At 58.9% G+C, this 23,333-nt stretch carries 22 protein-coding genes; 1 reads left to right on the top strand and 21 read right to left on the bottom strand.

Annotation, left to right across the window (positions count from 1 at the left end):
- Positions 1-163 precede the first annotated feature (163 nt).
- The 6 genes from urtE to ACWHTU_RS06905 all read right to left on the bottom strand — a co-directional run bounded on the left by urtE (position 164) and on the right by ACWHTU_RS06905 (position 7,631).
- Entirely contained in the window at positions 164-874 is a 711-nt protein-coding gene (gene urtE / locus ACWHTU_RS06930; protein ID WP_447862705.1) for an urea ABC transporter ATP-binding subunit UrtE, read from the bottom strand.
- Positions 875-951: 77 nt separating this feature from the next.
- Complete coding sequence (urtD, locus tag ACWHTU_RS06925) at positions 952-1,719, bottom strand: urea ABC transporter ATP-binding protein UrtD (RefSeq protein ID WP_447862704.1); 768 nt, start codon at positions 1,717-1,719, stop codon at positions 952-954.
- Between the two features lie 102 nt (positions 1,720-1,821).
- The gene (urtC, locus tag ACWHTU_RS06920; protein ID WP_447862702.1) at positions 1,822-2,961 is read right to left on the bottom strand and encodes an urea ABC transporter permease subunit UrtC; all 1,140 of its coding nucleotides are present in this window, start codon (positions 2,959-2,961) and stop codon (positions 1,822-1,824) included.
- Positions 2,962-2,993: 32 nt separating this feature from the next.
- The gene (gene urtB, locus ACWHTU_RS06915) at positions 2,994-4,523 is read right to left on the bottom strand and encodes an urea ABC transporter permease subunit UrtB (RefSeq protein WP_447862701.1); all 1,530 of its coding nucleotides are present in this window, start codon (positions 4,521-4,523) and stop codon (positions 2,994-2,996) included.
- A gap of 278 nt (positions 4,524-4,801) precedes the next feature.
- On the bottom strand, positions 4,802-6,169 hold the full coding sequence (urtA, locus tag ACWHTU_RS06910; RefSeq protein WP_447862699.1) for an urea ABC transporter substrate-binding protein: 1,368 nt from the start codon (positions 6,167-6,169) through the stop codon (positions 4,802-4,804).
- Between the two features lie 88 nt (positions 6,170-6,257).
- The gene (locus tag ACWHTU_RS06905; protein WP_447862697.1) at positions 6,258-7,631 is read right to left on the bottom strand and encodes a hypothetical protein; all 1,374 of its coding nucleotides are present in this window, start codon (positions 7,629-7,631) and stop codon (positions 6,258-6,260) included.
- Positions 7,632-7,890: 259 nt separating this feature from the next.
- Between ACWHTU_RS06905 and ACWHTU_RS06900 the strand changes: the two genes are divergently transcribed.
- Positions 7,891-8,913, top strand: coding sequence for a hypothetical protein (locus ACWHTU_RS06900; RefSeq protein ID WP_447862695.1), 1,023 nt, complete (start codon positions 7,891-7,893; stop codon positions 8,911-8,913).
- Between the two features lie 14 nt (positions 8,914-8,927).
- Here the strand turns inward: ACWHTU_RS06900 and ACWHTU_RS06895 are convergent, their stop codons facing one another.
- From ACWHTU_RS06895 to lptC, 15 genes are all read right to left on the bottom strand, one after another.
- Entirely contained in the window at positions 8,928-10,193 is a 1,266-nt protein-coding gene (locus ACWHTU_RS06895; RefSeq protein WP_447862693.1) for a GAF domain-containing protein, read from the bottom strand.
- Positions 10,194-11,297, bottom strand: a complete 1,104-nt coding sequence (aroB, locus tag ACWHTU_RS06890) for a 3-dehydroquinate synthase (protein ID WP_447863324.1) — start codon at positions 11,295-11,297, stop codon at positions 10,194-10,196.
- 160 nt (positions 11,298-11,457) lie between these two features.
- A complete protein-coding gene (gene aroC, locus ACWHTU_RS06885; protein WP_447862692.1) occupies positions 11,458-12,618 on the bottom strand; it encodes a chorismate synthase in 1,161 nt (386 codons plus the stop codon).
- A gap of 44 nt (positions 12,619-12,662) precedes the next feature.
- Positions 12,663-14,669, bottom strand: coding sequence for a type IV pilus secretin PilQ (pilQ, locus tag ACWHTU_RS06880; RefSeq protein WP_447862691.1), 2,007 nt, complete (start codon positions 14,667-14,669; stop codon positions 12,663-12,665).
- On the bottom strand, positions 14,666-15,040 hold the full coding sequence (locus ACWHTU_RS06875; protein ID WP_447862689.1) for a pilus assembly protein PilP: 375 nt from the start codon (positions 15,038-15,040) through the stop codon (positions 14,666-14,668). The genes pilQ and ACWHTU_RS06875 overlap by 4 nt, the downstream gene beginning before the upstream one ends.
- A 305-nt stretch (positions 15,041-15,345) precedes the next feature.
- Complete coding sequence (locus ACWHTU_RS06870) at positions 15,346-15,957, bottom strand: type 4a pilus biogenesis protein PilO (RefSeq protein ID WP_447862687.1); 612 nt, start codon at positions 15,955-15,957, stop codon at positions 15,346-15,348.
- A 1-nt stretch (position 15,958) separates the two neighbouring features.
- On the bottom strand, positions 15,959-16,510 hold the full coding sequence (locus tag ACWHTU_RS06865) for a PilN domain-containing protein (protein WP_447862683.1): 552 nt from the start codon (positions 16,508-16,510) through the stop codon (positions 15,959-15,961).
- On the bottom strand, positions 16,507-17,616 hold the full coding sequence (pilM, locus tag ACWHTU_RS06860; RefSeq protein ID WP_447862682.1) for a type IV pilus assembly protein PilM: 1,110 nt from the start codon (positions 17,614-17,616) through the stop codon (positions 16,507-16,509). Before pilM ends, ACWHTU_RS06865 begins: the two co-directional genes overlap by 4 nt.
- Positions 17,617-17,629: 13 nt before the next feature.
- Positions 17,630-17,848, bottom strand: coding sequence for a MerR family transcriptional regulator (locus tag ACWHTU_RS06855; protein WP_447862681.1), 219 nt, complete (start codon positions 17,846-17,848; stop codon positions 17,630-17,632).
- A gap of 326 nt (positions 17,849-18,174) precedes the next feature.
- Complete coding sequence (gene rapZ, locus ACWHTU_RS06850) at positions 18,175-19,041, bottom strand: RNase adapter RapZ (RefSeq protein ID WP_447862679.1); 867 nt, start codon at positions 19,039-19,041, stop codon at positions 18,175-18,177.
- Entirely contained in the window at positions 19,028-19,579 is a 552-nt protein-coding gene (gene hpf, locus ACWHTU_RS06845; RefSeq protein ID WP_447862677.1) for a ribosome hibernation-promoting factor, HPF/YfiA family, read from the bottom strand. Before hpf ends, rapZ begins: the two co-directional genes overlap by 14 nt.
- A 165-nt stretch (positions 19,580-19,744) precedes the next feature.
- Positions 19,745-21,256: an RNA polymerase factor sigma-54 gene (rpoN, locus tag ACWHTU_RS06840; RefSeq protein ID WP_447862675.1), complete on the bottom strand. Its 1,512-nt coding sequence runs from the start codon at positions 21,254-21,256 to the stop codon at positions 19,745-19,747.
- A 31-nt stretch (positions 21,257-21,287) separates the two neighbouring features.
- Positions 21,288-22,073, bottom strand: a complete 786-nt coding sequence (gene lptB / locus ACWHTU_RS06835) for an LPS export ABC transporter ATP-binding protein (protein WP_447862674.1) — start codon at positions 22,071-22,073, stop codon at positions 21,288-21,290.
- A complete protein-coding gene (locus tag ACWHTU_RS06830; RefSeq protein WP_447862672.1) occupies positions 22,073-22,660 on the bottom strand; it encodes an LptA/OstA family protein in 588 nt (195 codons plus the stop codon). Before ACWHTU_RS06830 ends, lptB begins: the two co-directional genes overlap by 1 nt.
- Positions 22,635-23,207 (bottom strand): LPS export ABC transporter periplasmic protein LptC, encoded by a 573-nt coding sequence (gene lptC, locus ACWHTU_RS06825; protein WP_447862671.1) that lies wholly within the window; start codon positions 23,205-23,207, stop codon positions 22,635-22,637. Before lptC ends, ACWHTU_RS06830 begins: the two co-directional genes overlap by 26 nt.
- Positions 23,208-23,333 lie beyond the last annotated feature (126 nt).

The following is a 23,333-nucleotide window of genomic DNA, read 5'->3' as shown; positions in this document are numbered from 1 at the left end:
TCTTGTTTCTTGTTTCTTCCTTCTCTCCTTTCCAGTCAGGCACGCGGGACTTCAATGGGATGGCCGGGGTAGGGTCAACTAGGTACATCGAGCGAGCACTTTCCGAAGTTGGCGCTCTGCGAGCAACTGACCCTGCCCCGGCCGTCCCATCTCCCACCATCTCTCACACCACCAAATGCTGCCGCACCTGCTCCTGGCTTAATTCCGTCGTCTTGCCCGACGCCACCACCGCCCCTTTGGCCATGATCACATAACTATCCGCCAACCTCGCCGCGAACTGCAAACCCTGCTCCACAAGCAGAATGGCGAACCGTCTTTGGGCTTTGAAACCGATGATTACCTCCTCAATGAGATCCACGATCGAAGGCTGGATTCCCTCGGTCGGTTCGTCCAGTAACAACATCTTGGGCTGGGACAGCAGCGCTCGCGCGATCGCGAGCTGTTGCTGCTCGCCGCCGCTCAGCACCCCGCCGGGCCGTTCCAGCAGCATGGTCAACTTGGGAAAGAGCGAGAACACTTCGTCGAACGCCGCGGCCTCGGAGATCCGATCGTCGGCGGGCGATCCGGCCCAGAAACCGAGTCGCAGATTTTCCCGGACGGTCAGGTGCGGAAAAATCTCCCGCCCCTGCGGCACATAAGCCAGGCCGCGACGAACCCGCCGGTCCGGCGAGTCTTCCGTGATATCGGCCCCGTTGAACCACACCCGCCCAGACCGGACCGGGAGCACGCCCATGATCGCTTTGAGCGTCGTCGTTTTGCCGACCCCATTCCGCCCCATCAGACAGAGGACCTGCCCCGGCTCGACCGCGAACGAGACGTCGCGCAGGACATGGCTTTCGCCGTAATACACATTCACGCTCTCAAGCTGCAACATCGTCGTCCCGTCTGTCCGTCGCACATATCCCCCGGTCGCCTGTCGAGGGACGCTTCACACCATCTCGCTTCAGTTCCTCAAACATGTGCAATCTTATGATGCCCGAGATAAATTTCGACCACGCGCGGGTCCGCTTGCACCTTCTCCACCGGCCCCTCGCAGATCACCGTCCCCTCGTGCAGCACGGTCACGATGTGCGCGATCTGCCGCACGAACTCCATGTCGTGCTCGATCACGACGATCGCATGCTTGTCCGCCAACGACTTCAGCAGCACCCCGGTCTGCTCGGTCTCACGATCCGTCATGCCGGCCACCGGTTCGTCCACCAGCAGAAGCGCCGGATCCTGCAGGATGACCATCCCGATCTCCAGCCACTGCTTTTCGCCGTGCGAGAGCGCGCCGGCGCGGAGATAGGCCTTGTCCTTGAGCCCGATCGTCTCCAATGTCTCGCCAATTCGCTCCCGCTCCGCCGGCGTCGATTTCCCCAGCAGCGTCGCGAAGACTCCTTTGCTGGGACGGCGCAGGGACAGATCGAGGTTTTCCCAGACCGTCAGGTTGGAATAAATCGACGGGGCTTGGAACTTCCGGCCGATGCCCAACTGTGCGATCTCGTGTTCACGAAGACCGATGAGATCGGTGTCCTTACCGAAAATCACCCGGCCGGCGACCGGCTTGACCTTGCCGGAGATGACATCGAGCAGTGTGGTCTTGCCCGCCCCGTTCGGACCGATGACCACGCGCAGCTCGTAATAGTCCACGATGAAATTCAGGTTGTCGAGGGCTTTGAAGCCGTCGTATTCGACGGTCACGCCCTCGAGATAGATGATGGACCCGCGCTCGGCCACAAACCACCTTTGGTGAAATTATGAATGTTGAATTCTGTCTGAATGATGAACGGCGCGGCCTCCATCAATTCATAATTCAGAACTCATAATTCAGAATTTAGCTCACCCCTTGCTCGCCGGTTCCGGCACAATCATCGGTTTGTGCAACCCGCGCCAGCCCACCCGCAACTTTCGGCCCAACCCGACCAGGCCGTCCGGGAACACCAGCACCACCGCGACGAAGAGGCCGCCCAAAAAGAACGGCCAAAGGTTCGGGAAATGGTTGGTCAGGATACTCCGCGCCCAATTCACGCCCACCGCCCCGACGATCGCCCCGATCAGCGTGCCGCGTCCGCCGACCGCGACCCAAATAACCATCTCCAAGGATGGCAAGACGCCGATCTGGGCCGGCGTAATGATCCCCACCTGCGGCACGTACAGCATGCCGGCGAGTCCGGCCAAAGCCGCGGAGACGACAAAGACAAACAGCTTGTAGTTGGCCGGCGAATACCCGGAGAAGAGCACCCGTTGTTCGCTGTCGCGGATGGCCACCAAGACCTTGCCGGTTCGGGATCGGACGATCCAGCGACACAGGAGATAGGCCGCCCCTAAGCACAGCACCGTGATGACATAGAGGGCGCGCTGCGTGCCCGGTTCGCTCAGCTGGAAGCCGAGGAGCTTCTTGAAATCGGTTAACCCGTTGGTGCCGCCCAGGTTGGTCTCGTTGCGATTAAAGACCAGCCACGCCGAGAGCGCCAAGGCCTGGGTGATGATGGCAAAATAGACCCCCTTGATCCGGCTCCGGAACGCCAGGAACCCGAACACCAAGGCAAAGAGCGTCGGGACAAGAAGCGCGGCGGCGAAGGCGAACGGAAAACTATAGAACGGCTTCCAAAACAGCGGCAGTTCCTTCACCTGGTTCCACACCATGAAGTCCGGCAACTCGCTGCCGTACACGCTCTCGGTGCCGATCGCCAGCATGAGATGCATCCCGATGGCATAGGCTCCGAGGCCGAAGAACACGCCGTGTCCCAAACTCAAAAGGCCGGTATAGCCCCAGATCAGATCGAGACCCAGCGCCAGAATGGCAAAGGCGAGGAATTTGCCGAAGCGGTTGAGGGTGAAGTCCGAGACACGGAGCCAGGAATCTTCCGCCGGCAGGACGTTCAGCAGGGGGAGAAGGACGAGGAGGAAGAAGCCGACCAACCAAAACGCAAGCCCTTCCCGGTCACGTTTCTCGTCTCTCGGTCGCTCTTCGCTCATGCCGCTCCCCGACCATGCCGCCCGCGCGATTGTCACTCAACGTATCGTCCTCTAATCGCGAACAGCCCCGAAGGCCGCCACTGCAGGAACAGAATCACGAGTGCCAGGATGAGGACTTTACCATAGACGGCCCCCAAACTGGGCTCCAACAATTTGTTGAGCCCCCCGATACCGAGCGCCGCGACGATCGTGCCCATCAACTTCCCCACCCCGCCGGTGACGACCACCATGAAGGAGTCCACGATATAGTTCTGGCCTAAGCCCGGTTCGACGTTGCCGATCAGCGTGAGCGCGCACCCGGCCACCCCCGCCAGCCCCGACCCGAAGGCGAAGGTGTAGGCGTCGACCTTCCTGGTAGGGATGCCCAGACAGGCGCTCATGTTGCGGTTCTGCATCACGGCCCGGACCCGCAAGCCCAGCCCGGATCGGAACAGCAGGAGATAGATGCCGGCGACGCATGCGATGGACAACGCAATGATGAAGAGCCGGTTGTACGGCAGATAAACCCCCACCATGATCTGCCAGCCGCCACTCAGCCAACTGGGGGCAACCACCGCGGTGAGGTCCCCGAAGTACACGCGAGCGGCTTGGATCATGATGAGGCTGAGCCCCCAGGTCGCCAACATGGTTTCCAAAGGCCGCCCGTACAGGAAGCGGATGACGGTCACCTCCAGAACCAGCCCGAACAGCGCGGCAACCAGAAAGGAAAGAGGCATGGAAAGCAAAAAATAATAATCGAAGAGGTCGGGCGGAAGATAGGCTTTAAAACATTCCTGCGTGACGAACGTGGCATAGGCCCCCACCATCATCAATTCGCCGTGGGCCATGTTGATCACACCCATCAATCCGAAGACAATGGCCAGGCCTATGGACATGATCAACAAGATCGAACTGAGACTGATCCCCCTGAAGAGGGTCTCGAAGGCGCCGGCCCAGGCCGCCCAAACCTCGATGCGCTCGATAGCCTGGGTTGCAGCCATCGCGAGGGTCTTCTGCTCGCCGGTCGCGTTGGGATCAGCGGCAGCCTGCGCCAGTTCTTTCAAGGCAGGCACGGCGTTCTGACTCCGCAGCTCACTCAACTTAACGGCCGCCGCCATTTTGGCGGCCGGGTCGTCGGCAGCCAGCTTCAACAGATACGCCGCCTCCTCCATGGTGTACCGCACCCAACGATTCGGCTCGCGGGAAGCGGCCTGCTCCAGCCACGGGATCGCCTCCAGCCGGCCAAGCATCCCCAAGTCCGTCGCCGCCGAGCGACGCTCATCGGGCTCCGGACTTGTCAATTTGGCGCGGTTCTTGAGCAGATCCATGACCGGCTTGATCGCCTGCCGAAGGCCGCGATCCGCGTCCGCCCGAATCTCGTCCAGACGGGGCAGCAGGCTCTCGTCTCCCTCCTCGATGAGCGTGCGGACCGCTGCTTCCCGCACCGTCTCATCCTCGCTCGACAAGTCTGCCAGCGCTCGCTCGACCGCGGGCGGAGGAGTAGGCGCCTCGGCCCCCTCGGCCGCCATCACCGCTCCACTTCCCCACAGCGCAAGCAGGAGGGCAAGCGGTCCGGCACCCATCAAAAACGGTCGCCTTCTAAACTTCGAGAGGATCACGACATTTTCACCGTCTGAATAAGCCCTCGGCGAACCTCCGCTGGATAAAAATACGGGTGGCACCGCCCTAGGTGCCTGTCCGTGCGGAGCAGGGTCCCTACACTGGATGGGGTGCAAGCCTGCGCCCGTTGCAACGGAAAAGAGCAACAGGTTCCCGGTCGTCGGTGCGGGACCCGCATTCTCACATCCTAACCTGCACAAATCCGAAACACGCGGGCGGCATTAACCCGCTTATGCTTCGATCAGGCTTTCTTTTGATACGTCCCCTGGTGCTTCACCCAATCGCATCCCTTGTCCGGATTGGTGTACTCGCTCCAGGGCTCCGGCTTGACCAACCCTTTGCTCTGCCAGACCACTTTGAACTGCCCATCTTTCAGGATCTCTCCGATCAAAACCGGCTTGTAGGTGTGGTGATTGGTTTCATCCATCTTCTTCTTGCCACCCGGCGCCATGAACTCCATGCCGTATACTGCCTTACGGACTTTGTCGACCTCAATCGAGCCAGCTTTTTCCACCGCCTGTTTCCACACATAGACCCCGAAATAGGCCGCTTCGATCGGATCATCGGTGACGCGTTTGTCTCCGTCCGGCAAATTGTTCTTCTTGCAGTAGGCCTTGAAGTCGTCCACGAATTTCTTGTTCTCCGGCGTGTCGATGCTCTGGAAGTAGTTCCAGGCCGCCAGGTGTCCGACCAGCGCCGTCGTATCCATGCCGCGCAGCTCGTCCTCGGCCACGCTGAAGGCCATGATCGGCGCGTCTTCCGCGCGCAATCCCTGATTGGCGAATTCCTTGTAGAAGGGCACGTTGCTGTCGCCGTTGATCGTGCTGATCACGCAGGCGCCGCCGCCGGCCGCGAACTTTTTGATCTTGCCGACGATGGTCTGATAGTCCTGGTGATGGAACGGCGTGTATTCTTCCATGATGTTGGCCGGGGGCACTTTCTTGGCCAGCAGCATCGCCCGCAGGATCTTGTTGGTCGTGCGAGGATACACATAGTCCGTCCCCAAGAGATAGAACTTCTTGAACGCGCCGCCTTCCTTGCTCATCAAGTATTCCACCGCCGGCACCGCCTGCTGATTCACCGCCGCGCCGGTGTAGAACACGTTGCGCGAACATTCCTCGCCTTCGTACTGCACCGGATAAAAGAGCAGGCCGTTGTTCTTCTCGAACACCGGCAGCACGGACTTGCGGCTGACCGAGGTCCAGCACCCGAACACGACCGCCACCTTGTCCTGCAACAGCAACTGCTTGGCCTTTTCGGCGAAGAGATCCCAGTTGGACGCGGGGTCCACCACGACGGGCTGGATCTTGCGGCCCATCACGCCGCCTTTGGCGTTGATTTCCTCCACCGCCATCAGGACCACGTCACGGAGAGAGACTTCGCTGATCGCCATCGTGCCGCTCAAGGAGTGCAGCACACCGATCTTGATCGGCTCCTTGTCCGCGGCGTAGGACAGGGCCCAGTGGCCCAGATTGCCCAGCAACGCGGCAATGCCCACCCCGGCAGCGGCCTTGGTGCTCTGCGTCAGGAACTCGCGGCGGGAGGGGTGCTGATCGGTGCTCGCTTCCTGCGGTGCCTTGGCTGATTCATGGGGTTTCGTCTCGTTCATGTTCACGCTCCTTTTGATATCAGCTATCAGTTTTCAGTTCTCAGCGATCAGCTTTTTGCCGAGGGCTGACCGCTGACGGCTCGCTGCGTCAGAAGTTGTACCAGAAGGCAATATTGTAGGTATCGCCTTGATAATGCTGGCTCCCCGTCCCAACGGCCCAGGTCGTCCACAGGTGTTGCCATTCCAACCCGATATAGAAATCGGACCAGATGGGGTGAATGGCCGTGAGATAGGTGCGGTAGTTGCTTTTGTACTGCGTGTCCACGTTGACGGTGCTTCCCCGGACGTCCTGGTCGAGCGGGTTGTCCATGCCGGCCCCGGCCAGGAACGTGTATTTGCGCGAGGCGGCCCAACTCAACTGGCCCCATCCCATCAAGGTCCGGATGGGTTTGCCGGTGGTCAGGTTCAGATCCTGACCGAAGCGGAAGAACTCCTGCCCCAAGGCCTGTCCATAGGCCAATTCACCAGAAAATTTCAGGACCTTGGTGAGCGGGATCACCACTTCGCCGCCGACGAGGTAGGAGTTGATGTCGCGGCCGGAGGTGAAGTTCCCGCCGAAACCGGTTGGAGATCCTGCATACGGTGCAGACCGATAATATCGATAGGCCGCGCTGACCGCCAGCAACATTCCGTCTTTGCTGTAGGCGAACCGGGTTCCGTAATAGGGATGCTGAATCGGGTCGCTGAACGCATCGTTCGATGCTCCCCCAGGAACAGGGTTATCTCCCTGCGCAACCTTCGGCGTAGCCTGCGGCCGAACCTGGCGCTGGCCGGCAATCGCATAGAGCCCGCGCTCGAACCGCATCACGGTGATCACGCCTTCCAGGTTCTCGGTGAATTGGTACCGAAAGGTGATCTGCGGAATACGCTGCCAGAGGTTGCCGCCGTACCCCATGATCGAAAAGTCGATCAGGTCCGGATGCAACGCCATCACCGGGGTCCAGTCCTGACCGACGGTCAAGCTCAACTCTTTATACGTGTAGCGTGCGTAGGCGAGCCTTAGACGCGGCGGCAGGTTTCCAGCATTGTCCTTTTCGCCATAGAAATCCGCCTCAACCACCCCTGTCAGGGTATGCACTCCATCGGTCCGGTCGGCCCGGATGCCGAACACACTGTAGCGGGGATTCAACGTGCTGGTATTGTGGCTGTTGCTGCCGGCAGCGGTCGCGTACCCGTTGAACTGGGCCGGATCCAAAGGATTCGTGTTTCTGTTGCTGTAAATCCCATCGAGCTCGATGCGCCCGTACGGTGTAATGCTGCCCCTGCCTTCCTGCGTGAAGATCGGCGCCAAGCACCCCGGGCACATATGCACGGGTTTGTCTTCCTGCTGTTGAGCCAGGCGCCTCGCGCCCTCTGCTTCTCCCGCCGCCTGCTGCGCCCACGCCGGCGGAGCGAAGAGCATCATAGCTACGACGGCCGTCATCCACAGGCCGCAGCCGGCTCTCCTGATGGACGTGCTCATATCCCTCCCTCCCGGTCATCTCAAGCGATGATCGTCGATCACACACCCGGACCGGCGGGCGGTCGAGCCCCAAAAAAAAGCGCCCTTCCGGTCCGACTCCGGACCAAAAGGACGCCGTTGTCCTCCCCTCGTTCTGAATTCCGCGGCGGTGCGAAGACCCCCTTGTCCCCGCACCGACGGATTTGACGGTGGGTTGCTTATAATCTTCCCCCGTTTATTCTGTCAAGGGGGTCTTGTGATGTGCTAGACTAGCGCCGCTATGCGACGCTGTGTTTCTGCATCCGGCCTGGCGGCGATGAAACCGGTCGCCCTGTGGCTCTTTGCAGGGTTGTTGACGAGCAGTTGCGCGACATCGCCAGAAATGGATGTGATGATCGAGGAAACTGCTCAAGGCGCAGTGTATCTGGAACGCCTTCCCGATCGGTCGATCCAGGCCGCCCATCCCATCATCCTGGCACCGGAGACGATCGCCCGGGTCCTGCGAGGCGTGATGGTGCGCGACGAACGGATCGCTCTGTCATCTCTCTTGAGCGATCAACCGAGGACAACCCGGGTTTTCTCGGAAGAGGAGATTGCGTTTCTCACGCCGCTGCTTGTCACGGCGTTCACCCGGGCGGCTCCTGACCAACAGATCGGATTTCGTATCGTGGCGCGCGGGGCCCCTTCGTATTCCATACAGACCGGGGCAGGCCTGGGCTCATCGGAACCACCGCTGACCCTTGCGCCGCGCGAAGTGACCGCGGGGACGCTGTTCGCCCACGGCTTGTCCCTCCACCTGACCCTCACCCAATACCGCCAACGAGCCGAGCGCGTGGACACCATCAACATGGCCAATCGTCGGTTGGCCGATCCCTCAGGGCTGAGTCAGCGGACGGTCTTGTTCCTTCCCGAAGCCGCGCGGCGCGATGACTCTTATCGCACGGCGCATGCGGAAGACACCACCTTGGTCATCGATTACGCCCTGCTGACCAAGCTGCCGCAGGCGGAAGGAGAACCAGCTCCCGCCGCAGTCTTAACTGGCAAGCCAGCCGCATCCGCTCGTCCCCCTGCTCCCGCCACCCGACCGGTCGAGGCTCAACCGCCCTCCGCCGCGACCTCCGACCCGCACGACGACGAGCTGCGCGCGATCAAGGACCTGATCATCAAGAAGGACATGGAACTGGAGGAGTTGAAGAAGCAGTTGCGGGAGATTCGACAACAACTCGCCGACCGCGATGCCGAGACGGGCGGCGCAACGCGCAAGAGCAGGTCAAGTCCCAAGACTCCAAGCCAAATCCCGTAACGGACGTCTTTCCTCTACATTTTCTGCCGCTCGGCTCTTTCCTCGATTTCTCCCGCCAACAGGATCGCCTCCGCGATTTCCCGCATGGACTTGCGCAGGTCCATGCTCTGGCGTTGAATCAGCCGGAAGGCTTCCTCTTCCGAAAGCTTCTTGGACCGCATGAGATAGCCCTTGGCCCGCTCGAGCAGCTTCCGGACCGCCAGGGCTTCCTGCATCTCGAACGACTTTTCAAGCAGCGTCGTGTGTTCGATAGCGATGGCGGCCTGATTGGCGATCGCCTGCATGAGCTTCACTTCCTCGGCCGTGAAGCTGTGCGGCACAGAGGTATAGCTGTTGATCACGCCGACAGCTTTGTCTCGGATCATCATGGGCACCGAAAGCAGCGAACAGAGGCCCTCTTTTCTGGCCATGTCCGGATACATGTAGTCCTGTTCTTTGGTGACATCCGGTACGATAATGGGCCGGCGTTCCTGGACCGCCCGTCCGCTGATGCTCTGCCCGATCTTGAGGTTGGGCTTCCGGCGGTACGCCTCGCTTAGGCTCTGTGTCGCCACGATCCGCAACTCCCCGGTCGGCTCGTCCAGCAGCATGATGGAACAGATTTTCGAGTTCATCATCTGCGCTGTCATCGTGACGATGAGTTGGAGGACATCCTCGATCAAACGATTCGAGGCGACGGTTTCGGACACCTGCGACAGCGTTTCCAGTTGCAGCGCCTTGCGCTTCATCTGTTCGTAGAGCCTGGCGTTTTCGATGGCCCCGCCGACCTGGTTGGCGATGGTGGAGAGCAGCGCCAACTCGTCCGGTCGATAGCGTCTCGGCCGCTTGTGCTGCACATTGATGACGCCCACGACTTCTTTCTTAGCCATAATCGGCACCGAGACGAAAGCCTGATAGCGGTCCTCCGGCAGATTGTGGAAGAACTTGAACCGCGGATCGTCGCTCGCGTTGCTGGGGATCACCACCCGAGTCCGTTCGCGCGCCACCCACCCCGTGATGCCTTCGCCAAGCCCAATCGTGATTCGGCCGATCAGTTTGGGATGGGGATTCTTCGACGCCCGCAGGATCAATTCATCGCGGCTGTCGGAAAGCAGGTACAAAAGACAGGCGTCGGCCTTGGTCACTTCGACCACCACTTCGACGATGTGCTTGAGCACCGCTTCCAGATCCAACGTATTAGTGATGGACTCGGAAATGCGGTGCAGCACGTCCACCTCGCGCGTTTTCTCGCGCAAAGCCTGCTCCAACTGAGCCAGTGATTGTCGGCGCTTGAACTCCATTTACCTTCCGCTTCTCGCCCCCCGGCCGACGAACCACCGCCGGCAGGCGTCGCGCGCCAAGGGCGCGATCCTGACCCGGCCTACCTGCTCCGGCCATACGCCATAGACCTCTCCGTGCGCCACTTTCTTATCATGCTGCAAGGCCTGCCAGAGCGCGTTGAACGACACCTTGGGCATGGCATCAGGCAGACCCGCGGCGCGCACCAGTCCGCGCAGGCGATCCACGACTTCCTGGCTGCAAATCCCGAGATGCCTGGCCAGGTCGGCTTCCTGCACCATCCCGATAGCAACCGCTTCCCCGTGAAGGAGCGACCGGTATCCTCCGAGGGCCTCCAAGGCATGGCCGATGGTATGTCCGTAATTCAGAATCCGCCGGCGATCGGATTCCCGTTCGTCCTCCGCCACCACCTTCGCTTTGATTTCACACGACCGCTTGATGACCTGTGCCACCGGTCCCGACTCCCTTCGCAAGAGCGCCTCCGTGTGTTTTTCCAGATAGGCAAAAAAGGCTTCGTCCGCGATCATGCCGTACTTGATAACTTCGGCCAGCCCGGCCACCCATTCCCGCTTGGGAAGTGTTGTCAACGTGTCCGGATCGATGAGCACCGCCAGCGGCTGGTGGAACGCACCGATCAGATTTTTTCCAAGGGGATGGTCGACGCCGGTTTTTCCCCCGACGCTGGAATCGACCTGCGCAACCAGGGTCGTGGGGACCTGGACGAAAGGGATGCCTCGGAGATAGATCGCGGCAGCGAAACCGGTGAGATCCCCAATGACGCCACCCCCCAGGGCTATTAGGGCCGACCGCCGTTCGAACTTGGCAGCGATCAGTTCATCCAGAATCTTGGACACCGATCGCAGCGTCTTGCTCCGTTCGCCCGCCGGCAGGATGATCGGCACCGCCCGGAAGCCGGCCGCCTTGACCGAGCGCACAATTCGCGTCAGATACCGTTCCGCCACATGGCGGTCTGTAACGATCCCGACTGTGTTCGAGAGCCCGAGCCGGCCGAGGACGGACCCGATCTCTTGCAGCGATCCACGCGCAATGAGGATGTCGTAGCTTCGCTCGGCGAGCGAGACCCGCACTTCGTACTTCCCGAGCACCTCCACGGTGGTCGCTCCAGGAGTGTTCACGGCCCGTCCGATCGCCTGCGCCAGGACGTACCGCCGCTTGCCACTGGCAAATCCGACGGTCGACAGCGCTGTCGCAGCGGAAAAAAAGGCGGTCAAAACGCGGAGGATGGTAGCACACCCCAGAGGGAAACTAAAAGGCTTTTACGTAAGCCTGATACGCGTCGAAGTTACGCTTCATCTCTTCCAGACTGTCGCCGCCGAACTTCTCGATCAGCGCATTGGCCATCTCGAAGGCGACCACCGCCTCCCCCACCACGCCGGCGGCCGGCACGGTGCAGATATCCGAACGTTCCACCGCGGCATCGAAGGGCTCTTTGGTTTCAATATCCACGCTCTTTTTAGGACTGTACAGAGTCGAGATCGGCTTCATGGCCACCCGAAGGACGATGGGCTGGCCGTTGGTGATCCCGCCTTCCAACCCACCCGCGTTGTTGGTCTTGCGGACGAACTCCCGGCCTGTATGATCGTAATAAATCTCGTCGTGGACCTCCGATCCGAAACGGCGGGCCGCCTCAAACCCCATGCCGATCTCCACCCCTTTCATGGCCTGGATGCTCATCGCCGCCATAGCCAGGCGCGCGCTGAGCCGCCGGTCCCATTGTGCGTAGGAACCCAGGCCGATCGGGGGATTCGTGACCACAACCTCGAAGACCCCCCCGAGCGTGTCGCCCCGATGTTTGGCCGTTCTGATCTGCTCCACCATTTTCGCGCCGGCCTCCGGATCTGGCGAACGGACCTCCGACGCTTCGGCCCGTTCATAGGCTTCGATCGGATCGTCGCATCGTTTGGCGGCGATGCCGCCGATCTCCACCGTGTAGCTGACCACCCGCATCCCGAAATGGCCGAGCAACGCCTTGGCCACTCCGCCGACCGCCACGCGAATCGCCGTTTCCCTGGCGCTGGCTTTTTCGAGGACGTTCCGGATGTCCCGATGACCGTACTTGATGGCTCCGACCAAATCGGCGTGGCCAGGCCGCGGTCTGGTGACCACTTTCTCCGGAGGGATCGGCCCCGGCTCGACGGCCATGACGTCCTTCCAATTCTCCCAGTCCTTGTTCGCGATGAGCAGGCCGATCGGGTTACCGATGGTCAGCCCTTTCCGCACCCCGCAGGCGAACTCGACCTGGTCTTCCTCCACGCGCATGCGCCCCCCCCGGCCATAACCCTTCTGGCGGCGGGCCAGGTCCTGGTTGATCATGTCAGGTGTGAGCGGAAGCCCGGCGGGAACGCCCTCCAGGACGGCAACGAGATACTTACCGTGGGATTCGCCCCCGTTCAAATAGCGCAGCATGATGAGTTACCGGGGGGACTTGTAACGTGTTGCGACGGCGGGTGTCAAGAACTCTTGACGATGGTTGGTGTTAAGAAGATGAGCAGTTCCTGTTTCGCCACGCTTTCGGTCTTACTCTTGAAAAGCCAGCCGAGAACTGGAATCCTGGACAGATACGGGACCCCCGTGACCGTGTTGGTCTGAGTATCGACGAACACACCGCCGATGACCATGGTCTCTCCGTCCCGCACCATGACTTGGGTGGTGGCCTCGCGCCGATCAATGCTGGGACCAGCGGGATTGCTCCTGGCGCCGACCGCATTGCGAGTCGCCCGGACCTTCAGCAGAATCTGTTTTCCGATTTCTTTGGGGTCGCGGGATGTAATCTGCGGCGTCACGTTCAGTTCGAGGTTGGCGTCAACAAACGTCGTCTGGGTCCCCTGCAGTGAGGTGGTCTGGAAGGGAATCGATTCGCCCTGCGCGATCTTCGCGTCGCGCTTGTCCAGTGTCGTGATCTTGGGCGCTGCGATCACCTTGGTCAATCCAAGGAGTTCTCCCGCCGAGAGTCGGAGATCGAGTAAGGCTCCGTCGGCCTTGCCGAACGTAAAACCTGCCGCGGGCGTGGCGGCAAGGCCGGTCACGGCCGCAGGCAGGTTGACCAGAAAATCCGAAGCTTGGGCACCGAAGGCTCCTGTATTCCCGCTGCGGAAATTGGCCACTCCGAAGGAAGGACCCATTTGGTTCACGTTCTGGATTCCCCACTGCACGCCAAGGGAACGGGTATAGGTGGTATCAGCCTGAACGATCCGCGCTTCGATCTGTACCTGCGGTAACTCCAAGTCTAATCCTTCCACCAGTTGCTTGAAGGCCACCATCTGCGATTCGGTATCCTTCACCACCAGCGCATTGCTGGCTACGTTGAAGTTCATTGTGCCCCGGGGACTCAAATACTGTCGCAACGAAGTCATCAACTCCTGGGCGTTAACATTGCGAATGTAGAATACCCGCGTGACCAACGGTTCTGCTTTGGTCTTGGATTCCTTGACCCGCGCTTCATCGTCTTGCTGCTTGGCGATATTGGCCAAAGTGTCAACCCAGACGATGTTACCCTGTTTGATCATGCCCAACCCGTTCATTCGCAGCAACATGTCCAACGCTTGATCCCAGGGCACGCTGACCAGCTTCATCGTGACCTTCGCTTTGACCCCTTCTCCCACTACGATGTTGAACCCGCTGACTTCGGCGATGAGACGCAACACATTCGTGATGTCGGCCTGTTGGAAATCGAGCGAGATTCTCCGGCCGACAAACCGGGTCTGACCGGTCACCATGTCAGATTCCCTGCTTTCTTTGCCCTCTTTGTCATTCGGCTCGGTCGCCATTTGCGCAAGACGCGGTGCAACCGCACGGCGAGGGGCGCGCTCGACCCACAGAGCCGGTTTGAACGTTCCGCTCGACGTTCCAACCACCTGAGCGCTCGACTTCCCATCCATCATGAACCGCGGAGTCGAAACCGCCGGTTCCGCCGGTTCCGGCCGGTTCATCAACCTGACGACGATTCGCCCGTCCTCGAGATGCACGTCATGACGGACCGGCCCAGACAGATCAAACACCAGCCGAATCTTATCCGGATGGTTGCCAATCCTGATCCGCTTCAAGAGCGGGTGATCGATGGTCAGGACCGGGAACGGGACGGCCGATGCCACGTCGGCCAGATCCAGAATGAGTCGAGTGCCGTCGATCAATTGTTCACGATACCGGAACCGACCGTCACCCGACACCAACACGGTAACTTCCTCCGCGCTTCGTTTCACGTCGATCCTGTCGACGACACCGGCTTGCGCGCGTACCCGGACCGGCATTCCCACACCGTACCCCGCCGACCCCGCATCGTCCATCGCCTCGGCGACTTCTGGTCCCCCAACGTTCGCATCGACGATCGAGAAGCCGCCACGCGCACCGGCCGCATCCGGGACGGTGTCCGCGCCGCCGAATGCAAGCGCGGGGCCCCCGATCGCCCAAAAGGCAACCCAGCTCAGAACAATTCGTGAGTGGCGACGTATGCGGCTCATTCTTGGCCCTCTTTCGCATGCAGAAGCTTGACGTACTCCCGCTCCTGCTTTTTTCCGTAAATGTCTGTGAATCGTTCCTGGACAATGATGCCTCGCTCCGTAATCGCGCTGACCACGCCGTTATTCGGACCGATGCGCGTCCCGCGTCGGACCGCATAGCCCTTCCCGTCAGGCGTCTGCACCATTGCGGTGTATCCGTATGCACCCCAGACAATTCCAATGAGGGTCAATTCAGTCAGGCCGACTCGCTGAAGCGGCGGCAAATTCTCATCAGCCGGACCGATACCCTGCCCCTGCTGCACAATGGGGGCAAAGGGATCACGCCGCCCCGACGGGTCATACGAAAATCCTCCTGACTCAGACGTCAGCATAGGCTCTGTGGACGATCCAACCGGCTCGATTGGCGGCGCTGCAACGCTGCCCGGCGCCTGTCTTGGCACATCCGTCATCGGAGTCACTTTCAGCGAGTCGGACCTCATCTGGTTGATCTGCCTCATGTGCTGGGCTGCGGCTGCGTCCTGCGATAAGGCATGATCGAACCCGAACGGACCGACACAAACGACGAGCCCCCAGCCGAGGACAACAGCGAACGTCCGGGGACACCTATCTCCGACGGAATTCTTTTCTTCCAGTCGTCTTTTCCGTAATCCATCGATCATGTGTCATGCGTTCGGCTTTACTTCTTGGCGGCCGGCGTTCCTTTTTTTTCCTGCGGCGCGGCAAAGGCGACAAGGTCGAACACCGTCTGGGTCACTACCCGTCCCTGTTCGATGCGCGGAGAACCCATTTTGAGATCGGAGACGTTGATGATTCGAGGCAATTTGTTGATCCGATCGAAGAACAGAGCCGCCGTGTGGTACCCACCAGCCACCTCGACGCTGACCGGCATCCTGACGAAGAGTTTGGACGGATCCTCCGTTTGCGCACCAGGCTTCCACAACTTGATATCCAGACCCAATTTGACTCCGAGATCGGACAGTTGCTTGAGCAGCATGACCGCCTCTTCCTCGGGCGGAAGCCGCTCCTTTTTCTTGGCCAAATCGATCTCCAACTGTTTGTTGGCAGCGATCAGCTCGTCAAGGTGTTTGACTTTGATGGTCAAGGTTTGAATGTCGGTATCCAACTTGGCGATCTCGGTCTGCAGTCCCGCAATGACCATGCTCTTGGGCTCGACAATATAGTAATAGAACCCCACGACAATGCCGGCAAGGAACAGCCCCAGCAACGCGATCTTCTGAGTCGGAGGAACGCCGCGCAGAGATTCCAGGTTGAGACCAGACAGGGCCATGTCAGCCTTTCAATGCGAATCCGAGTTTAAATTGATACACGTTGATCTTGCTCTCTTGCGCCGAGCGACTTTCCAATAACCTGATGTTGGTGAAATAGTCCGTGCGTCGCAGGTTGTTGACGAATTCCACGATGTCGTCGTTGGAAAGGGCTCGCCCTTCCAGTTCCACGTTGTTGCCCTGCACGCTCAACCGGACAAGCCACAGTTTGAGGGGTTCCAGACTCTGGCTGACATAATCCAACACGCGGACAGGCCCCGAACGCGATTTTTCCAATTGCTCGATGATACGATTCTTGTCCTCGAGCAGCTTCTTCTTGGCTTCAAAATCCTCGACCTGTTTGAGCTGCTCTTTGAGGAGCGCCAACTGCTTTTCCTTTTCCTGTTTTCCGGTCTGATGCCTTTCGATCTCCTCGTCCAACGATGAGGAATACCACCAGCATCCGGTTAGTGTGATCACAAGCGCTCCGACCCCCAGCAACGCCTCAGCCCTGACATCCCATTGCTGCTTGGGCTTCCGTGCCCTCGGCCCTTGGAGGAGATTGATTCTGATCATCGATCACCCACCGTCCGCAGCGCCAACCCCACGCCGACTGCGGCGAGGGGCGCCAATTCCTCTAACGTTTCCGGATCGATGCCGCTGACCGAGGTGTCGATTTCGTTGAACGGGTTGGCGAGTTCGACCTCAACGCGCATCCGGTCGCACAACTGTTGGCTCAGCCCGGCAACTTTTGCGCCTCCTCCGCACAGTAAGACCCGATCAATGTCCCCTTCAGGAGACGTGGTCTTGAAGTAATCGACCGTCCTCGCGATTTCGGACGCTACCTCAGCATTGACGCTGTCGATGACGCGAGCGACGGTTTGTCGGTCGCTTCCCTCAACGTGTCGGCCTTTCTTCGCCTCTTCCGCTTCTTCATACGACATGCCCATTTCCCGCTGGATGGCTTCGGTATAACGATTGCCTCCCAGCGGAATATCGCGGGTGAACAGGGATGTCCCGCCTTTAACGATGTTCACGTTCATGACGCTGGCGCCGAGATTGACCAGCGCGGTTGTGTCTTCTTGGGCCACCGGATAATTGATCGCGTGCATATTCTCGACCGCAAATGCATCAACATCCATAACGACGGGAACCAAACCGGCCCCTTTGACCAACTCGGTCAGCTCGTTGACCTTGTCTTTTTTGGCCGCGACCAGGATGATGGACATCTGTGGTTCGGCGTCGTTGCCGACTTTCGAGGGATTCAGCACATGAAAATCCAGATTGACTTCGTTGATGTCGAAGGGGATGTACTGTTCCGCAGCGAGCTTGACCTGTTCTTCAAGTTCTTCCTCCGGCATCGGCGGCAAGGTGATTTTCTTGATGATCACCGCGTGTCCGGAAATGGAAATTGCGACGTTCTTCAATTTGACGTTGTTTTCTTCCATGAGTTCCTTGATGGCCGAGACGACCCGCGCCTCGTCCATCACCGTGCCGTCCACGATCACCTCGGGTTCGAGGGCCTGTACGCCGAACTTCTGCAGCACATACCGTCCCCTGTTCTCCTTGAGCTGCACCAGCTTAATCCCGCTCGAACCGATGTCCAACCCGACCAACTGACGCTTCGGGGAAAACATCGCAAAGACATCGGCATCGAGCAGACTTTTGAACGAACCGAGCATGCGTCTACCTCTCTCAGAGAACCGCTTTCCGCGCCCGAATGAATTTTTTGATCTCCTTGACGTTCTCCGGCGTGTAGAGCCTCCAGTTACGCCAGTCGCGAGGTGGGCCCGATATCAACCCTTCTCGCTCCCATCGGAACAGGGTTGCTCGGGAAACGTCGAAGAGGTCACAAATCTGATTCGTCTTGTACCACTTCTTCTTATTCTCTGGAACGGTTTTCGACTTCTTCACAAATCCGCCGCAGCCTTACTTAAGAAATGCAGACGATTGGAGTTACGTTGCAAGTATAGTCAATATGCTACACCTGTCAAGCAAACCCTCACTGCGCGCACGCGGTGAAAGCGGCATGGTATGTTCTAGCGACTCGTCAGAGGAGCGCCTGGCCGGCCTGCGTTGTTCGCAAAGGTTCGTGATCGCACTGCTGAGGCGCCTGGATCGTCGGACTGATTCCGATGGGAAAAGCCATGGGTGCCCATGCGGAGATCTAAGGGAGGGATACCTAATTCGCAGCGCGTCGGCGGTTGCGGACGAAGCCCTCGGTAGAAGGATAATGCGGGCTAGGCCTTGTGAAGATCGCGATGCACAAGCGTGACCTCATGCCCCATGTTGGCGAGACTATCCCGCAGACGCAGAGCGAGTGCAACGGAACGATGGCGTCCTCCCGTGCAACCCAGCGCGATGGTCAGGTAGCTCCGACGCTCGCGTTCGAAGAGGGGAATAAGGAACTTGAGCATGCCTTCAACCAGCCCGAGGAATGCGATCGCGTCGGGATCGCTGAGAACATAGGTCCTGACGCGCGGATCTTCACCCGTGAGCGGCTTGAGCTCCGAGACAAAAAAGGGATTTCGCAGGAAACGGACGTCAAACAATAAATCGATGTCGTAAGGAACACCGAACTTGAACCCGAACGTCACCAAAGAGATCGTGAGGCGATGTGGTCCTTCTTCTCGCTTGAATTGGCGCGCGAGAAGATCTTTCAGCTCATGCACCGTCAGATCGGACGTATCAATAATGCGGTCGGCTTGACCGCGCAGTTCCGTCATCCGTTCCCTTTCGAAGCGCACGCCTTCCAGAACCGGCAAATGCGGCAACAACGGGTGGGGGCGCCTGGACTCAGAAAATCGACGGACGAGCACCTCTTCCTTGGCTTCCAAAAACACCAATTCGACGGAATGGCCCAAAGCCTTGACCCGATCAAGGATGCTTACAAAATCCGAAAAAAACACCCGTTCCCGAATATCGATTCCGAGCGCCACGTTCTTGATCTCACCACCTTGCTGATTGCAAAGCTCGACGAAGGTGGGCAAAAGCGCCACCGGGAGGTTGTCCACACAGAAATACCCCTCGTCTTCGAAAAACTTGAGCGCGTGGGTTTTGCCCGACCCCGAAAGACCGCTGATAATTACAAGGTTAAGCGCGGACATGTAATTCCATGGGCGCTTGCGGCTCCGGATCGATCAATTCGACCTCGCCGCTGGCGAGCCGCCTGAGCACCTGCAATGTATTCGACGCCTCGTTGACGAAAACAAGGATAGCCGATGGATTCTCGCCCAACTTTGCCACCGCATCGTTCAAGCGAAGAACGGGTGCGGCTGAACGCACCATCTTGACTTCGACCGCTTGCGTCGCAGGCGCGCGTTCCTTGGGTCTCAATGCTTTTCTCTGCGAACCGCCTTTATGATTGATCAACCGGTCTTTTCGCTTCCGAATCTGACTTTCGACCTTGTCGACCAATTGATCAATGGATGCGTACATCTCCTCAGTCGATACTTTGGCTTGAATCGCCCTTCCGTTGAGCATGCAGGTCGCTTCCGCGGTGTGCCGGAACTTTTCGACCCCGACGACGACCTGAATATTGCTCAACTTGACGCCGAACCGCTCCAACCGCTTCAGCTTGGTCTCCACGTACCGCCTGAGCGCGGCGGTGATTTCAACATGTCGCCCGGTCAGCAGCACTTGCATCGTTGTCCCTCATATCTCCTGCGTTGTCCCAAATCGCATGTAGGCGCCTTGCTCCATCCTTTTGCTCGTCCACAGGCACGGGCGTCCGGTGCGACGCCGCGCGTGGCACACGACAGGCTTTCATCTTGCTCTACCGATCTGATCGATGATGGCGAAGAACGGGCCTTAGAAGAAGCGCTTGCGCTGGTTGGCTGACGGAATATTCTCTTCTGCTCGGTATTTCGCTACGGTCCGGCGCGCAATGACGATGTTCTGCTTCCGCAATCGGGCCGCAATCTCCTCATCCTTCAATGGGCGGGTGGCATCTTCCTCCGCCACCATTTTCCGAATCATCTCACGGACGGTGACGGAAGACAACATATCAGTCGGCTGGTCGGCGCGCTGGAGCCCGGCGTTGAAAAAGAACTTCAGCTCCAACATGCCCTGCGGGCAGTACATGTATTTGTTGGCCGTCACGCGACTGATCGTCGATTCGTGCATGCCGATGTCCTCGGCCACTTGTTTTAACACAAGCGGCTTCAAATATTGGACCCCGTGCTCGAAAAACTGTTGCTGAAACTTGACGATGCTGGAGACAACCTTCACGATTGTCTTGTTCCGCTGCTCGATGCTGCGGATGACCCACTGTGCAGCTCGCAATTTCTCGTCCAGATAGGCCTTGGTCTCCGGGGAGTGTCCACCGGCCATCAGTTGCTTGTAATAAGGGCTGATTCTCAGGCGGGGGAGACCGTCGTCGTTAAGCAAGACTACCCACTCACCTTCGTTTTTGACCACAAAGACATCTGGCACAATCGCATAATTGTGGGTGTTCGCGAATGGACGGCCGGGCTTCGGCTCCAGTCCCTCGATGATCTTCGTTGCCTGGCACACTTCTTCCAGCGAGACATTGAGCGCTTTGGCGATGCGTCCGTATTGCTTTTTCTCCAAGTCCTTCAGATGGTGCAGAATAATCGCCTCGACCACCGACCCTCTTAATGCGCCGGGCCTCGCTCCGATCGATCCGATCGGACCGCGTCCCAGATAGCCCAACTGAAGCAGAAGACACTCCGATAAATCGCGGGCGCCGACACCGCTGGGATCGAATGTTTGGATCACTTTCAGCACCGATTCCGCTTCCTCGACAGAGAACTCGGTGCCTTCGACGACTTCGGTCAGCGGAATCCGCAGATAGCCGTCGTCGTCGATATTCCCGACGATCAAACGTCCGATTGCCTTGTGGCGATCTGAAAGACCGGACAATGAAAGCTGCCACAGCAAATGATCTTCCAGCGAGGTTGCCCTGGCGACCGTCTGGTCATAGGAAGGAAACTCATCCTGAACAGAGGAAGGATATTCCGTATCGCCGGCGCGGCGATCGCTGTCGAAGTAGTCTTCCCAACCCGCTGCCGTGAGATCTTCCGGACTCTCGTCCCCACCCGTGGATCCCTCATCGTCGGCTCCGCCTCGGCCGGATGACCGCGAGTACTCGGTTCCGTCCAGGTCGGCTTCATCGGATCCGGCCGAGCCGTTTTCTTCGGCCTCGGCGGGCACCTCTTCCAACAGAGGATTCTCCATCAGGTGCTGGGCCAAACTCTGCTGAAGTTCCAACCGTGAAAGCTGCAGCAGCTTGATCGCCTGCTGCAACTGAGGAGTCATGATGAGCTTCTGGCTGAGCCGAAGATCAAGTCGCAGTTTCATATTGCTACCTTTGCACCATCACCCATACCCATCAGAGCCGGAACCGCTCGCCCAAGTAGACCGCCCGCGCCGTCGCACTGTTCACGATGACTTCCGGAGAGCCGGCTTCCAGGATCCGTCCCTCATTGATGATGTAGGCCCGATCCGTAACGGACAGCGTTTCCTGCACATTGTGGTCGGTGATCAAGATCCCGATGTGTTTCTGCTTGAGGCGAGCGATGATCTGCTGGATATCCGCCACGGCGATCGGATCGATGCCCGCGAACGGTTCGTCGAGCAGCAGAAAGAGAGGTTGCGTCGCCAAGGCTCTGGTAATTTCCAACCGGCGCCGCTCTCCTCCCGAAAGAGAGTAGGCTTTGCTTGTTCGAAGATGGGTCAATTCCAGTTCCCCCAACAACGCCTCGACTCGCTGTTCGCGCTCCGTCGCCCCAAGGTCCAGCATTTCGAGAATCGCCAAAATGTTTTCTTCGACCGTGAGGCGGCGGAAGACCGACGACTCCTGGGGGAGATATCCGATTCCCTTCCGCGCCCGCTTATACATCGGCAGATCCGTGACCATCTCGCCGTTCAAGTAAATATCGCCGGAGTCCGGCTGACAAAGCCCAACCATCATGTCGAAAATGGTGGTCTTACCGGCTCCATTCGGTCCGAGTAAACCGACCACTTCGCCGGCCCGTACCTCCAGCGAGACGCCTTTCACGACGGTTCTTCCCTTAAAGCTCTTCACCAGACCGGTCGCCGACAGGAGCTCGCCCAATTCACAGGAACTCGTTACAGGCTCGGCCTTTGAACCGGTCAACGCGCAGGCATCCAGCATTAGCGCCCTCCTGCTTCTCCCTCGATCGTCACGCGAGAACCGCCTTCGACAACGCTTCGATCTTCGGCGAGAAACATCGTAATCCGCTTCCCACTGACCCGCGTTCCTTTTTGCCAAGCCACCGGGTCACCGGTCAGCACAATCTTCTCTTCGTCTTGATAGTAGACCGCCTTTTGGCAGGTCGCCCGTCCATCGTCTTTTTCGATCCTGACCCGCCCGATCGCTTCGATCATGCTGACCGCTCGGTTCGACATGGCAGGAATAGCCTCGCGCTTCCGACCGGAGCCTTCCGCAGTCCCCCGCCCTCCGCTCCGATCGCCATTGGATTTCTCTTTCCCCTCCGTGTCAGCCGGTCGAAATGACACCACCATACGATCGGAATGAACCACCAGCGACCCCTTGATCAGTACCACTGCACCTTCAAAAACGGCCTTGCTGTCCTGGTTGCGGACAGTCATTTTTTGCGCGGTGATCGTCGTGCTGGTGTTCGAAGAAAAGGCCGCTTTCGCCTCACGAGACTCCGACGAATGAACGTGTTCCGCTAGCCCCAGTCCAAACGCGCTAATCAGCGTGATGAATATCCACATGGACGTCTTCGAGAACCTGAAATTCTTCGGACTGCACCTTCCCGATCAGCCCACGACCGTTCACGTGCAACCCATGACCTACGATCGCTACGGGCTCGGCCGTGCTGATTTCACCCCGTTCTTCGTTCCATGTCAGATGGTTCGTATAAATTGTATACCCGCTTTCGGTGTGCACGACGATCGGATCGGTTTGATTGGAGAGGATGAAATTTTTTTTCATGGTGTCGAGCATCCCTTCATCCCCTTGTAAAGTAAATTCACGTCCCTTATCTCCGTAAAGAGTGATACGGACTCGATCCAGAACGGCTCGGTTTTCCCCCTCGAACAAGCGAGCTTTCTGGGCACGTACCTCCCACTGTACGGCGCCGTCCTTCGTTTGCACGAAGGTAAATCCCTGGATGCTTGCGTCGGCCTGTTCAAAGTCGGTCGCCGGGGTAAGCTTGGAGGAGGAAATCGATTCAGCGCGGGTCAACAACAGGTAGACAAGAAACGAGGCAAACATGGCGCTCATGGCGAGTAAAAATCCGCGGAACCAACGCTGCCACACTTCCCGTCACTCCGCTTTCTTCACAGTACATCCATGAAAACTTGTGCTGGCACGATAATAGCATGGCGGGCGGTGCAAGTAAACGCAACGCCGTAAGCTCGCCCAGACCATGCTTAAGATTCACGA

It is taken from the genome of Nitrospira calida, from assembly GCF_976986435.1.
The sequence above is the reverse complement of the archived record's forward strand: the minus strand, read 5'-3'. Positions and strand labels throughout refer to the sequence as shown.